The sequence below is a fragment of the Mucilaginibacter sp. cycad4 genome (genome assembly GCF_034263275.1).
Taxonomy (GTDB): Bacteria; Bacteroidota; Bacteroidia; order Sphingobacteriales; family Sphingobacteriaceae; genus Mucilaginibacter.
Genome location: NZ_CP139559.1, coordinates 4927231 through 4940951, shown reverse-complemented (window position 1 = coordinate 4940951; position 13721 = coordinate 4927231). Strand labels below are relative to the sequence as shown.

The window sequence follows — 13721 nt, the reverse complement described above, 5'->3', positions numbered from 1 at the left end:
ACACGAATTTTTATTGCTGTCGATTTGAAATTCGTGTAATTCGATTAATTCGGAAAAATTTGTGTAAAAATTTCTCACCTATCGCCCTCCTATAGTTAAATACGTTTAAAAGCGATTTCCCTGAATGCGGCCCATTTATTGTGTATTTACACAGATCGCTTCTAAACCTTGAAAATATTTTTAGGTCATACACAATAATATCTGCATTAAAACATTTGGTATCTTAGATTCGAAAACTATAATCATGAAAAAAACTTACGTATTCCTGTTCAGCATGCTGATAGCGTGTTGTTGTTTTAGCTTAAAATCATACGCCCAGATACCCCGCATACCTGAGGCCAGCTCAACTCAAACCATTATCCAGGATTTCGGATTAGGAAAAGTAACCATCACTTATTCCCGTCCCAATGTTAAAGACCGCAAAATATTCGGCGGTATCATCCCTTACGGCGAAGTTTGGCGCACCGGCGCTAACGCCGCAACTACCATTACCTTTAGCGAAAAAGTTGTTATTGAAGGCAACCCGGTACCTGCCGGTACTTACTCCCTATTCAGCATCCCTACTAAAAACGAGTGGACCATCATTCTTAATAAAGTTGTAAAACAATGGGGCGCCTACAGCTACAAGCAAGACCAGGATTTTCTGCGTTTTACTATAAAACCTATCCGCGTGAGCGAAAAAAGGGAAACCTTTACCATGGCCTTTGTTAACTCAACCACCAAATCAACCGACCTGGTATTGGTTTGGGATAAAACCGCGGCATATATCCATATGGAAACCGACGACGACGCCAAGATCACAGCCAATATCGACGAGTTGATGAAAGGCGACCGCAAGCCATACTACTTCAACGCCATACAGTATTACTACGAAAACCACAAAGATGTTGATAAGGCATTAGGCTGGGTTTATGAAGCTGAAAAAATTGAGCCGAAAGGCCCATGGTATAAGCTATGGGAATCGCGCCTGTTATTGCGTAAAGGTGATAAAGCCGGTGCCATCGCCGCAGCCGAAGCCGGTATAGCCCTGGCCAATGCCGATAAAGATGAAGAATACGCCCGCTTGAACCAGGAAGCGCTGGATCAGGCTAAGCAATAAAACCTCACCCAACCCTCTCCAAAGGAGAGGGCTTTTTAATAATAAAGGGTTCGTTTTCTGAAAACGGACCCTTTATTATTGTATATCTAAATGAACGTTAATCAGCATCCCGGGTAATGACGGCTTCAGCGGAAGTCATCATATTGATCACCCACGCAATTATAATCAGCAGGACTGCACCTATTGCATTGAGCCATAAGTATGCTATCAGGTTATAATAACCCAATATGCAAATGATAGCTTCAGTTATAACTGCCGCTATAAATACCGCAGTTCCTTTTATTTTTTTAAGATAGAAAGCCACGATAAACACGCCAAGTATAGTTCCATAGATATAGGAGCCTAACTGATTCACGGCTTCCAATAAATTACCAATGCGACCGGCGTACAATGCCATGCCGATGCAAACTACACCCCAAAACACCGTTGCCAGGCGCGACGCGTTTAAATAATTTTGATCTGTTGCGTTTGGATTAACAATACGTTTGTAAATATCAACCACACTTGTTGATGCCAACGAGTTTAAAGCACTTGCCGTTGAGCCCATAGACGCCAGGAAAATGATAGCTATCAGCAAGCCGATCAATCCTTTAGGCAAATACTGCGTAACAAAGGTGAGGAACACATAATTGGTATCATTATCGTCGGCCTTGGGATTGTTCTTTTTCATCAGTTCAATGGCGTTTTGCCTGATGGTATGGGCCTTGCTATCGGCTATCTTTAACTGGTTTTGCGCACGGTCAATACTTTCTTCATTTTTACTGTCGATAGCTTTTACCAGCTCATTGGCTTTGATCTTCTTTTGCTCAAAAGCCTGGGTATACTGCTGGTCGAGGGAATTATATTGTGTGGCATAATTGCTGCTTTTGATCTGCTTAACCTCGTATTGGTTAAAAAACATTGGCGGGCGGTTAAACTGGTAAAACGCGAATACCAGTACACCTATCAACAGGATCAGGAATTGCATCGGGATCTTGATCAAGCCGTTCATGATCAATCCTAACCGGCTTTGCCCTACCGAGCTGCCGGTTAAATAACGCCCAACCTGGCTTTGATCGGTACCGAAATAGGAGAGCTGTAAAAAGAAACCCCCGATCAATCCGCTCCAAACTGTATAACGATTATCCGGGTCAAATTTCCAGTCTATCACGTTCATGCGGCCCATTTTACCCGCCATTTTGAGCGAGCTCATGAAACTTACATTGCCGGGTAACAGGTAAACCACCAGTACTCCTGCCAAAAACATCCCCGTAAAAATAATGCTCATCTGCAATAGCTGGGTGTATGACACAGCCTTACTGCCGCCATAAACGGTATAAACAATTACTAACCCGCCAATAAACAGTGTAGTGTAAACCGTATTGATATTTAATATGGTTGAAAGGATGATAGACGGAGCGTAAATGGTAACCCCGGTTGAAAGCCCCCGCTGCACCAGGAACAGGAACGATGTAAGTGCACGGGTTTTCAGATCAAAACGCTGCTCTAAGAACTCGTATGCCGTATAAACCTTAAGGCGATGGAAAATGGGAACAAAGGTGATACAAAGTACGATCATGGCCAGGGGTAGCCCAAAGTAGAACTGCACAAAACGCATCCCGTCTGAATAAGCCTGGCCTGGTGCCGAAAGAAAAGTGATGGCACTTGCCTGCGTGGCCATTACCGATAAGCCCACATGGTACCAGGGCAATGAGCGGCTGCCCATCAAAAACTGGTCGATATTTTTATTATTGCCGCTTTTCCATATGCCATACAGCACTATAGAAAATAAGGTAAGGCCTAAAACAATCCAGTCGGTTAAACTCATTCAAAGAATTTGGTAATGAGCCAGAATACTAAAACTAAAAAAACCAGCCATGCGGCAACAATGCCGTAAAACTGGTTCCAATTTTTTATAAATGAAGGCAGGTCAGGATCAGGCCTCTTCATTGCGGCCACGAACTAACACGGCGATATATGCAGCAGCAGTTAACAAGCCTAAAACACCACCTATAAAAATCCAGGTAAAGCCTTTTTCAATAATACCGCCTACAAATAAGCCAGAGATTAATCCTACTAAATAGTATATGTAATCAAAGTTTTCTTTTTCTTCTTTATGGTGTCCCATGATGTTATGTATATGATTGCGACAAAAATAGGTGATTAATTGAATTTTACCAAAGTTTGTTTTGTAAAAGGATTGTGCGGTTTTGAAAGTTCATAATGATGACAAATCGGGAATGGTTTGCGCCTATTCTTATTTAGGCCCGTAGCAAAATCTATTAGCTACTATCCCGCGGGGCTATTGAAAACGAGGTTAGCATAACGTGAAGGAGATCTTGTTTTCTCCGCGGAGCCCATTGGATTTTCATTCTTGTTTATATGAATTCTTTTAATTAAAAAATATTTGCATCTTTGCAGCAATTCCTTAATTGTTAACCCTTTAATATTTTAAGGACTATGCTACAGAGTATCTCATCCATATCCCATTAGTGCATCACCTTTAACAGGTGGACAGCAATTCTTTTGTTTTTATTTAAACGTTTTTACCGGTGTTTTAACCGGCAACAGGTGTTGTTTGTCCGCGGATTTTTTCCATGTTAAGGCTTTGGTCGCACTTTTTAAAATGGGTAGATCCCTAACCCGGGGATGAATTTTTGAAAATCATAACAGATTTGGCAAAACTAAACACGTACAGTCCCATGGACATACATGATTTGCCGTACCGTTTAAAATCGGCACGGAGAAAAAAGCGATTGGTTAAAGAAGCATTTGATAAAAAACTGATCCAAATTAACGAACTCCAGGATAAACTAAACTCAGAAAGAAATGCGCTGCCATGGATTCCCCTCGAAAAACCATATCGAAAGGGTTGGAAACGAGAATTTGTGCTAACAGCTAAAGAAAAGCGTGGCTCTAAGGCCGATTTCTTTGAAACGTTACTGAGTAAAATAAACTCCCCTGTTTACCACTACGATGAAACATTTCAGGTAAAGAAAAAGAGGAGAATGACTTACGAATATTTAAACCGGCCTCAGTTTCTGAGGGATTTCAGTCCGTACAATTGGCGCGTGAATAAGATGATGCTTACCGACGAAGAAAAAGCTCTTTTTGAACGAAAAGAAATATGGCACGAACTATACCGAGATTGGGAAGTAAGGTTTGTGTTCACAGAACCATGGCGGTTTGAATTGGCTATTAAGCCTCATTTCATTTATCAGGTAAAACTCAGCGACGAACTACTGGAACAACAGATTGGTGAAATTGACAACCACATCATGAATTACAACCTGTGGCCGCATATAAATAAAATATTGCGCGGTAATACTTACAAATATTGGAAGACCCTTTTTTTCGAACAACCCAAATACATTAACGAATTTAAAAACAAACCGAAGTACACCTCAAAAGAGGCATATTTCGACTATTAAAACAATACCCATATGGGCAATTTAAAAACAAAAGAATTAACACAGATAGGCTACGCCGGTAATAAGCAGCGCAGCCTGGCTGTGAATATTATAGCGAAACACTTCAAACATTATAGCAAAGCAGAGGTGATGAACTTATTAACAGGTATCCGGCAGCAGCCTGATATCTATTTAAACAATGAAATAACCGGCAAAATAGCCAGAACATTCATCTGCAAAGCAAATGAACCTGTGGCGGTATCTTATGAATTACAGGAGCAACGCGCGCCTTTAGCCATTTTTGGTGAAGCCGGTATTGAGCCATACGCCATAAAACAAATAGAGCTTGCACTTAAGCTCCCGGTTAGTTTACAGGGGGCACTGATGCCTGATGCACATTGTGGCTATGGTTTGCCTATTGGTGGCGTACTTGCTGTTAAAAACGCGGTGATCCCTTACGGGGTGGGTATGGATATTGGCTGCAGAATGGCTTTATCCATCATTGATGCTGATGAGCGCTTTTTAAAACGTTACCTCCACCAAATAAAACAGGCTATAAATGATCATACCCATTTTGGTATTGATGGTGGATTAAGTGCACCGCAATATCACGAGGTGCTGGACAGCCTGGTGTTTAATCAAACCCAATTGCTTAAAAAGCTGCATGGCAAGGCAGTTAAGCAATTAGGCTCATCGGGCAGCGGTAATCATTTTGTGGACTTTGGGCTGATGGAGCTTTATGAAGATAACACTCTTAATCTGCCGCCAAAACAATACCTGGCTTTGCTGTCGCACTCGGGCAGCAGGGGTTTGGGAGCAAATATCGCCCGGCATTATACGCAAATAGCTATGGACAGCTGCAAACTTCCGCGCGAAGCGCAGCAGCTGGCCTGGCTTGACCTTAATACCGAAGCGGGGCAGGAATACTGGCTCAGCATGACTCTTGCCGGCGATTATGCAAAGGCATGTCATGACTGTATCCACACTAACCTTTTAAAAGCATTAGGATTAAAAGCACTGGCCAAAGTGGAAAATCACCACAACTTTGCATGGAAGGATGTACTGGCTAATGGCACAGGAGCGATCATCCATCGCAAAGGTGCCACACCCGCACATGCGGGCGAACTGGGGATTATCCCCGGCAGCATGGCTACACCTGCTTATCTGGTAATGGGCAAAGGAAATGACAGTGCCTTACAATCTGCCGCGCACGGGGCGGGGAGGGCTATGAGCCGCAGGGAAGCCCGGGAAAATATAACGGCTTCGGCAATGAAGAAAATGCTGACCGAGGCCGGAGTAACGCTTATCGACGGTAGTTTGGAGGAAAACCCATCAGCTTATAAAAATATCGAAACGGTAATAGCGGCTCAGCAACAATTAATTGAAGTACAGGGTAAGTTTTACCCGCACACAGTAAGAATGGACAAAGAATAATGAAAAAGATTATACAAATTACGGCGGGCAAAGGCCCGGCCGAATGTTGCCTTGTTGTTGTTAAAGTTCGGGACCTGATCCTGAAACAGGCGCGGGCACAAAACATAACCATATCTGTGACAGAAGATATCCCGGGATTACAAAGCGGCACACTCCTTTCATCCACATTAATGACCGAAGCAGAAAATCCCGACGCTTTGATAAAAGAATGGTGGGGAACGGTGCAGTGGGTTGCGCAAAGCCCCTTCCGCCCGGCTCATAAACGCAAAAACTGGTTCGTTGGCGTGGAAGTATTTGATATTCCGGAACAAACACTTTTTAATGATGCTGAAGTAAGATTTGAAACCATTCGTTCATCAGGCCCGGGCGGGCAAAACGTAAACAAGGTTGAAACAGCCGTACGTGGTATTCATAAACCTACAGGTATACAGGTTACCGTGATGGACAATCGCTCACAATTGCAAAATAAAAAGCTGTGCCTAATCCGGCTCGAAGCCCGGATAGCCGCGCTGCAGGCCGGTAAACTGATGGATCAGCAGCAAAGCCAATGGTTGGAACACCATTCGCTTGAGCGAGGCAACCCTGTTAAGGTTATAAAATTGCCGCTTATTTAAAAAACAGAATAATTTAATCTTACGAGGTTTTTAAAACCTCGTAAGGTTCTTCATGCTTTCATTTGTAGTTTAAATAAGCATCCAGTAAATCCAATCGCATTTTATTTAAATCGGCTGTTTCTGTATTGGAAAGCAGAATAAGCGTTATTCCTTTATCTATCAAATGCACCCAGTTTGATTCATTTCCGTATCCTCCGCCCTGCCGCTCGGCAAAAATGGTATTAGATTTTCCTATTTTGCGCGGGTATACCCAAAAACCAAAAGCCACATCGCCAAGTTTGGGATAGGATGTCAGCATCAAATCCACAGTAGCTTTTTTTAACAGTGTATGGTTAAATATGGCCTGGTCAAAAATGAGCAGGTCCTGCGGTGTCGAATACATGGCCCCTGCTGAGAAATGATTATCAATGTAATGATAAGTAGGCATAATTAAAGAATCCACACTGCCTGGTTTGTTGTAATAACCTTCATCAAGGTTAGGGACAATATCTTCATGGTGCAGGTAATTGGTATTGTTCATTTTAAGCGGGGCCAGGATCTTTTTTCTCAAGATAATATCAAATGGCTGCTTGTAAATTTTTTCGATGATCCTGCCTAATAAAATAAAGTCTCCATTGCTGTAATTAAATTTTGTTCCCGGTGTATCAATCAGTTTTTCGGAGCAATACCTGTTAATGAAGGTATCTACCGGCCATAAATTCTGATCGTAAGCTTCGGGAATAAATTTAGGGTCCATTTCTTTCAAATAACGACCGCTGCTGTACGTAAGCAAATTGCGAATGGTTACTTTGTGTGATGCTTCTCCTTTATACTCGGGATAGTATGCTGATATGGTTGAATCAAGATTGATCTTACCCTGCTCATATAGCTGCATAATGAGTACAGCCGTAAATGTTTTTGTAACAGAGAAAATCTGGAACCTTGTTTTTGGAGAGAAGCTGATATTATAATGCCTGTTGGCTATACCGGTATATTTTAAATAATCAGGCTTGCCGTTTTGGGCTATTAAAACTACGCCGTTAAAGTTTCTTTTTTTGATACAGGAATCAAGCACTTTATCAACGGCTTTATGCTGGCCGTAAACTGTTGATATTATTAAGGATAGGAATAGGTTTAAAAGATGTTTTTTCATTTGTGATTTGCAGATCAGAAAATTAGGCATTAATACGCTAACTTACAATTGCAGTATTTTTCAGGTGGGGAAGTATATGACATACTGAATGTTTAAATCCGGCGGGCTCTGAAGGTGAAATGACATTAAGCAAAGACGGCCTGTCATGCTGAGTAAAAGCCGCGGCCTCTGAAGGAGATATGACATTTCTCCGCCCGTCATCCTGAATTTATTTCAGGATCCCACGGGATAGGTAGGCGATTTGCTTAGCACGCGGCTTAGCGAGTGGGGTGCTGAAACAAGTTCAGCATGACCGTCTTTTATTATGTCATGGGTAGCCCCTGTTGAAGGGTCGCGTGCAGAGGCCCTGCCCGCCGGGCTTCGAGGGGCTCGGCATGACACCCATTTTAATTATGTAACGGGTAGGTTGTGATGGAGATTACATTTGGGAAATCATACTCAAAACGGGAGCACTGAGCCAATCTGACTTTTAAACAAAAAGTCGAATAGTATTGGCTCCGTAGGTGCCTCCTGCTGCCAATTGATTTAAAAGCTGCCCTTAATTTTCAAACCAGTTAAATTATCCCTAAATCCTGTATCACTTTCCGCCTGCGCGCTTCACCATAAAATCCAAAGCGGCTTTATCAGGCAAAGTCTTCGCTCCCGGCGTTTCGCCCAGGATCATTATTTTATTTTCGCTTGTTGTATAAGCAGGCCAGGCAGGTATGCCTTTCCCGTTCGGGTTACCGGTTTTAACAAAGTTTGCCCAGTAAGCGCTCATGGTATTGGCCAACTGCCGATCAACAGGCTCCCATGGGCGGTTCAGGAATTTGAGGTTATCATAGGCATAAGCAACTTCTCCGGTATGGAAAGCGCCGTATTTAACAAAATCGGCAGTGGCAGGCAGGCGGCGGGTAAAGCGGTAAACATAAATTTTCGATTTCCCTTTTTCGCTCTGCACATTGGCCCAGGTATAATTCTGCATGCCGAAGATCTGATCGCGGTTGATCCGGATCTGTGATGTAGCGGCTTCCTGATCCGAACCCGCAGGGTATAGTTTTAAAAACTCATCAGCATCGGCACTATATTGGGTTGCTATCATTTTTTTATAATCTTCGGCTGTTTTTGGAGGGCCCACAAAGGCATCGTCCTCATTCCAGCCGGTAAGTACCGGTACATCGTTTTGTTTATGCCCGTCAAAAATATCCGCTATCGCTTCGGGTAAAACATAACCATCAATAACCGGGCGGCTCTGGCCTTTGCCAACCAGTTCGGCAGCAGGTTTATTTCTGAGTTCGGCAATGGAATTTGCACCTAAAGCCGTAGCTGTTTTAACCCCGTTTTCCTCAGCTTCCCGCAACCCGCCGGCTCCCCGCGGACTAACAAAGCTGGCCCCGCTTTCGGCAATTGCGCCGCTAAACAGCCCTTTGCCTAATGGTGATGCTACCAAACAATTTACACTCATTGACCCTGCCGACTGCCCGGCTATTGTAACTTTATCCGGATCTCCGCCAAAAGCCGCTATATTCTGTTTTACCCATTTCAATGCAGCAAGCTGATCCATCAAACCATAATTTCCCGAAGCATTATGCGACGACTCTTTGGTTAACTCCGGGTGGGCAAAGAAACCGAAGATCCCAACCCGATAGTTGATAACTACAAATATGACACCCTTTTTAGCCATTGCCTCGCCATCATAAATAGGCACGCCCGCGCCGCCGCTTACAAAACCACCACCGTAAATGTATACTAATACAGGTCGTTTTTCGGACGGTGTTTTTGCGGCTGTCCATATATTCAGGTACAGGCAATCTTCGCTGATGGGTTCATAGGGGATCAGGAACTCGCGCGTGTAAACACCAAAGGGATCCGGCTTGCCCTGCATTGGGCTGGCTGCAAATTCGGTGCATTTTTTAACGCCCTCCCAGGGTTTTACGGGCTGCGGCTCTTTCCAGCGCAAATCTCCAACAGGCGGCGCAGCAAAGGGAATGCCTTTATAAATATGCACATCGCCCGCCTGATTAGTTAAGCCTGATACTTTACCTGCATCAGTAGCAACAACATCAAGATTTTTATTTTGAGCGATGACAGAGCAGGCCAGCAGCAAAAGCGGCAATAAAAGAATGTGTTTCATTGATTATAGGTTTAATGATTGGTTTGTTAAACTTACGAAGTTTTGGACAATTTGTAAGGTTTTAGCAGAGAGCCCCACCCAACCCTCCCCGGAAGGGAGGGCTTAAAATTCTCCCCAACCGGGGGGGATTATTCGCAATGGGTTTATTTTTAGCGCTTATGAGGGCTACGCCGTTTAGAGGGGACCCTTTGTAACAATCCCCACACTTAACAAAAACATCATATTGCATTTTAAATGCTTTGCTGATATTTGGCGCAATTAAATTTATTTTTCGCGATGAAGTTTAAACATCTGCTGCTTATTTCCCTCTCTTTCGCTACCGTTTCGGTATCGGCCCAAAAAAAGAAAACTACAACAGCCCCCTCGGCATCAGCATCAATTCCACGCCCAAAACTGGTTGTGGGTGTGGTGGTTGACCAAATGCGCTGGGATTACCTGTACCGCTACTATGACCGTTACCAAACCGGTGGTTTTAAACGCATGCTTAATGAAGGCTTTACCTGCGAAAATACCAGCATCGACTATATCCCTACGGTAACTGCAGCGGGGCATACCTGTATTTATACCGGATCTATCCCCGCTATACATGGCATAGTAGGTAATGATTTTATTATCCAGGCTACAGGCAAATCCATGTATTGTACCGACGACAGTACAGTTGTAGCTGTTGGCAGTACTTCAAAAGCAGGGCAAATGTCGCCCCGCAACCTACTAGTTAGCACAGTTACCGACGAATTGAGGCTGGCCACCAACTTTCGCTCAAAAGTTATCGGTATAGCGTTGAAAGACCGCGGCGGGATCCTGCCTGCGGGTCACTCGGCCAACGCTGCTTATTGGTTTGATGATGCCAGCGGCAACTGGATCACCAGTACCTATTACATGAATGATCTGCCTACATGGGTTAAAACCTTCAATAATCAAAAAATTGCTGAAAAATACCTGAAACAGGACTGGAACCCTTTATACCCTATCAATACTTATATACAAAGTGCGCCTGATAACAGCGACCGTTATGAAGGTAAGTTTGCCGGCGCCGCTACGCCAACTCTACCAGTTAAAACATCTGAATTATACAAAGGCCGTATCGGCATGATCCGTTCAACGCCTTTCGGCAATACCATGACGCTTGACCTGGCTAAAGCAGCTATTGAAGGCGAAAAACTGGGTAAAAATACCGTAACCGACTTTTTAGCGGTGAGCCTTTCATCAACAGACTATGTCGGTCATCAGTTTGGCCCTAACTCGGTTGAGGTTGAAGATACTTATTTAAGGCTTGACCAGGACCTTGCCGCGTTTTTCAATTATTTAGATGTAACAGTAGGCAAAGGCAATTACTCAGTTTTCCTGAGTGCCGATCATGGTGCCGCCCACAACCCTAACTTTTTGAAAGATCATAACATCCCTGCCGGTGTTTGGGACGATGGCAAAGCTGCAAAAGAAATGAACACGATGATCAGCGATAAATACAAAGTGAATAACCTGATCATCAGTATGGATAATTACCAGGTTAACTTTAATAATGCAGCTCTTGCCAAAGCAGGCGTTAGCGAAGACGCCATAAAATCAGATTGTATCGCATACCTGAAAAAGCAGCCGGGCATTGCCTATGCAATCGATCTGCAAAAAGTACAGGAAGCCAACATTCCCGATGAGCTTCGCAGCATGATCATCAATGGTTATAATGCTGAGCATAGCGGTGCTATCCAGATCATCCTGAAACCGGCGTGGTATACCGGTCATGGCACAAACGACCGCGGGCCTACAGGTACCACACACGGTACCTGGAACCCTTATGATTCGCACATTCCGCTGGTATTTATGGGCTGGGGCATTAAACATGGCAGCCTTACCCGCCAAACACACATGACAGATATTTCGGCTACGGTAGCATCGTTATTGCATATCCAAGCCCCTGATGGCAGCGTAGGTAAAACTATCAGCGAAGTTTTGAAATAATGTTGAAATAATATTGACGCCCCTAACCCGGGAAGTTTTTAAAGTCCGAAAGATTCTTTGTAGTTTTTCGGACTTTATATTTCGGCCAAATTTTCGGATTTAAAAATGAAAAAGTACATTTCTAAATTTCATTATCTTACACATGACCTGCCTGGTTTTAGCCACGTACAACAGGTGCAGATGGCTTGCGGTGCGGGCGCAAACTGGATACAATACCGCTGCCTTACCAAACCCGAAGATGAGCTGATTGATGAGATAAACGAGATAGCCGAAATTTGCGACGACTGGGGTGCAACCCTCATTATCGCCAATCATTATGACCTGATCGACCGGGTTGACGCGCAGGGTGTACACATAGATGATATTGACGCTGATCTGTCCAGTATCCGCAAGATTATCGGCCCGGATAAAACGCTCGGCGTATCTGCCGCAGATACCGGCGAGTTGTTAAAGCTGCAAAATACCGGCGTGGTTGATTATTACGCCTATGGTCCGTTTGCATCCACTAATACAGAAGAGCCTGCGAGGCACCCGCTTGGTTTTAACGGATATCGCCAACTGGAAAAGTTGAGTATAGGAATCCCTGTAATAGCTGTTGGCGGCATTCAGGTAGACGATATAGAACCGTTGCTTCAAACGGGCATCGACGGTATAGCAGTGTCATCGGCAATAAATATGGCTGCCGACCCGGCTGCAAAGGTTAAGGAGTTTTACAGAAAGATGTATTAAATTCCATGATGCATATTTTATATAAAGAGGATATCGACTATCTCAATAAACTATTAAACCTACCTGCAAAGGGTGATGAACAAGATTGGGATCTTGAACTGTCCGATCCGGCAAGATTAAGTGAATTTTTAGGAACCTTCAAAGCGTATCAATTTTCGCTATCAGTTAGAAAAGCCTTTTTAGCTTTAATAATGGCCTCCTATGATCAATTACTACAATATGATCCTGATGAGGACGATTTTTATTGGGTTTCTATAAAGGAATTACTGGATTCTGAAAAACATGAACATATGGCATTGTTAAAATACTGGTCATTGGAAGACTCCATGTATTATAATGAAGATGATGGTTTTCCTGTTACACCGCGAATAAGGGCCTACTTATATCAACAATAAAACGTTAGAATCTTTACTAATTCAGAAAGGCGCCCCCTCTTGTACTATTCTACCGTCATAAAACATTTGATTAGGTTTCACCAATCAATAAAAACCCCATCTTTATATTTTCATTTAATATTCATCTGTTCCATCTACATTAGCAATGTCATCACATCATATAGTACGCGAAAAACAGGAGCCTGCTTTACTGGTTTTAAGCATGGATACTTTTGATGAGGAAATGCTGGGGCAGTTGCTGGAGTGGAGTCCGACCGTGATTTGCACCACCGATACCGCCGAAAAGCTGGACGCTTCGGGCATCAAGGTTGACTGGATAATAAGCGACGGCGGTATAGATGATTTGCAGTCGGACGTGAAGGTGATGCCTGCGGGGGATGACAATGCAGCAAGTGCCGCTTTAAAATACCTGGTAATGCATAATTACCCGGCGGTTAATGTAATTACCGATGTATTGGAGCTGAAAGATTTTTTGTTTTATGCTGATAAAATAAACCTGGTGATTTTCAGGGAGCAGCAAAAGATCTACCCGGTTAACCCGGGTTTCAGCAAGTGGAAACCGGCAGGCGAGTTCATTGAATTACTTTCGCATCCTTCAGGCTTACAAATAAGCGGGCTTGAAGCCAGCGGCAATAACAGGTATAAAACCACGCACGATGGTTTTTTCACCCTGCAATTTGAGCAAGCTTTTTTGTTTATTGCCGAGGATCTGGAGTAGCGAAAACAATAGCAGGTACGTATGGATAGTATTGGTTCGCTTTTTGAGTGAAAAATAATTAAAAACGCGTTAAACCGTTTAAACATTTAATAGTCTATATATTTATATCAGCAAAAATACCATGCTGATCTGTTAAAAAATC

General features: G+C 43.4%; 12 protein-coding genes. 8 read left to right on the top strand and 4 right to left on the bottom strand.

Going from position 1 to position 13721, the window contains the following annotated elements; translation table 11 throughout:
- Positions 1-244: 244 nt before the first annotated feature.
- Positions 245-1099: a DUF2911 domain-containing protein gene (locus SNE26_RS19960; RefSeq protein ID WP_121232564.1), complete on the top strand. Its 855-nt coding sequence runs from the start codon at positions 245-247 to the stop codon at positions 1097-1099.
- 97 nt (positions 1100-1196) lie between these two features.
- On the opposite strand, the gene SNE26_RS19955 is transcribed toward SNE26_RS19960, so the two are convergent.
- Together SNE26_RS19955 and SNE26_RS19950 are read right to left on the bottom strand one after the other, a co-directional pair.
- Positions 1197-2906 carry a sodium:solute symporter gene (locus SNE26_RS19955; RefSeq protein WP_321555659.1) on the bottom strand — a complete coding sequence of 570 codons (1710 nt, stop codon included), beginning with the start codon at positions 2904-2906 and terminating at the stop codon, positions 1197-1199.
- A 108-nt stretch (positions 2907-3014) separates the two neighbouring features.
- Positions 3015-3206 (bottom strand): hypothetical protein, encoded by a 192-nt coding sequence (locus tag SNE26_RS19950; protein ID WP_321555658.1) that lies wholly within the window; start codon positions 3204-3206, stop codon positions 3015-3017.
- Between the two features lie 547 nt (positions 3207-3753).
- Between SNE26_RS19950 and SNE26_RS19945 the strand changes: the two genes are divergently transcribed.
- The 3 genes from SNE26_RS19945 to prfH are packed head-to-tail and all read left to right on the top strand — an operon-like array spanning position 3754 to position 6536.
- On the top strand, positions 3754-4509 hold the full coding sequence (locus SNE26_RS19945) for a hypothetical protein (RefSeq protein WP_321555657.1): 756 nt from the start codon (positions 3754-3756) through the stop codon (positions 4507-4509).
- Positions 4510-4521: 12 nt separating this feature from the next.
- Positions 4522-5922: an RtcB family protein gene (locus SNE26_RS19940; RefSeq protein WP_321555656.1), complete on the top strand. Its 1401-nt coding sequence runs from the start codon at positions 4522-4524 to the stop codon at positions 5920-5922.
- On the top strand, positions 5922-6536 hold the full coding sequence (gene prfH, locus SNE26_RS19935) for a peptide chain release factor H (protein WP_321555655.1): 615 nt from the start codon (positions 5922-5924) through the stop codon (positions 6534-6536). The genes SNE26_RS19940 and prfH overlap by 1 nt, the downstream gene beginning before the upstream one ends.
- A gap of 58 nt (positions 6537-6594) precedes the next feature.
- Here the strand turns inward: prfH and SNE26_RS19930 are convergent, their stop codons facing one another.
- Positions 6595-7668 (bottom strand): serine hydrolase domain-containing protein, encoded by a 1074-nt coding sequence (locus tag SNE26_RS19930; RefSeq protein WP_321555654.1) that lies wholly within the window; start codon positions 7666-7668, stop codon positions 6595-6597.
- A 577-nt stretch (positions 7669-8245) separates the two neighbouring features.
- A complete protein-coding gene (locus SNE26_RS19925) occupies positions 8246-9781 on the bottom strand; it encodes a carboxylesterase family protein (protein ID WP_321555653.1) in 1536 nt (511 codons plus the stop codon).
- A gap of 276 nt (positions 9782-10057) precedes the next feature.
- On the opposite strand from SNE26_RS19925, the gene pafA reads away from it, so the two are divergent.
- The 4 genes from pafA to SNE26_RS19905 all read left to right on the top strand — a co-directional run bounded on the left by pafA (position 10058) and on the right by SNE26_RS19905 (position 13579).
- Positions 10058-11737, top strand: a complete 1680-nt coding sequence (pafA, locus tag SNE26_RS19920) for an alkaline phosphatase PafA (RefSeq protein ID WP_321555652.1) — start codon at positions 10058-10060, stop codon at positions 11735-11737.
- Between the two features lie 105 nt (positions 11738-11842).
- Positions 11843-12466: a thiamine phosphate synthase gene (locus SNE26_RS19915; RefSeq protein WP_321555651.1), complete on the top strand. Its 624-nt coding sequence runs from the start codon at positions 11843-11845 to the stop codon at positions 12464-12466.
- Positions 12467-12471: 5 nt separating this feature from the next.
- A complete protein-coding gene (locus tag SNE26_RS19910) occupies positions 12472-12861 on the top strand; it encodes a hypothetical protein (protein WP_321555650.1) in 390 nt (129 codons plus the stop codon).
- 145 nt (positions 12862-13006) lie between these two features.
- Positions 13007-13579, top strand: a complete 573-nt coding sequence (locus tag SNE26_RS19905) for a thiamine diphosphokinase (protein ID WP_321555649.1) — start codon at positions 13007-13009, stop codon at positions 13577-13579.
- Positions 13580-13721 lie beyond the last annotated feature (142 nt).

Excerpts from the sequence above, each read along its gene's own strand:
- SNE26_RS19960 (WP_121232564.1), top strand. The coding sequence starts at position 245 with ATGAAAAAAACTTACGTATTCCTGTTCAGCATGCTGATAGCGTGTTGT.
- SNE26_RS19955 (WP_321555659.1), bottom strand. The coding sequence starts at position 2,906 with ATGAGTTTAACCGACTGGATTGTTTTAGGCCTTACCTTATTTTCTATA.
- SNE26_RS19950 (WP_321555658.1), bottom strand. The coding sequence starts at position 3,206 with ATGGGACACCATAAAGAAGAAAAAGAAAACTTTGATTACATATACTAT.
- SNE26_RS19940 (WP_321555656.1), top strand. The coding sequence starts at position 4,522 with ATGGGCAATTTAAAAACAAAAGAATTAACACAGATAGGCTACGCCGGT.
- prfH (WP_321555655.1), top strand. The coding sequence starts at position 5,922 with ATGAAAAAGATTATACAAATTACGGCGGGCAAAGGCCCGGCCGAATGT.
- SNE26_RS19930 (WP_321555654.1), bottom strand. The coding sequence starts at position 7,668 with ATGAAAAAACATCTTTTAAACCTATTCCTATCCTTAATAATATCAACA.
- SNE26_RS19925 (WP_321555653.1), bottom strand. The coding sequence starts at position 9,781 with ATGAAACACATTCTTTTATTGCCGCTTTTGCTGCTGGCCTGCTCTGTC.
- pafA (WP_321555652.1), top strand. The coding sequence starts at position 10,058 with ATGAAGTTTAAACATCTGCTGCTTATTTCCCTCTCTTTCGCTACCGTT.
- SNE26_RS19915 (WP_321555651.1), top strand. The coding sequence starts at position 11,843 with ATGAAAAAGTACATTTCTAAATTTCATTATCTTACACATGACCTGCCT.
- SNE26_RS19910 (WP_321555650.1), top strand. The coding sequence starts at position 12,472 with ATGATGCATATTTTATATAAAGAGGATATCGACTATCTCAATAAACTA.
- SNE26_RS19905 (WP_321555649.1), top strand. The coding sequence starts at position 13,007 with ATGTCATCACATCATATAGTACGCGAAAAACAGGAGCCTGCTTTACTG.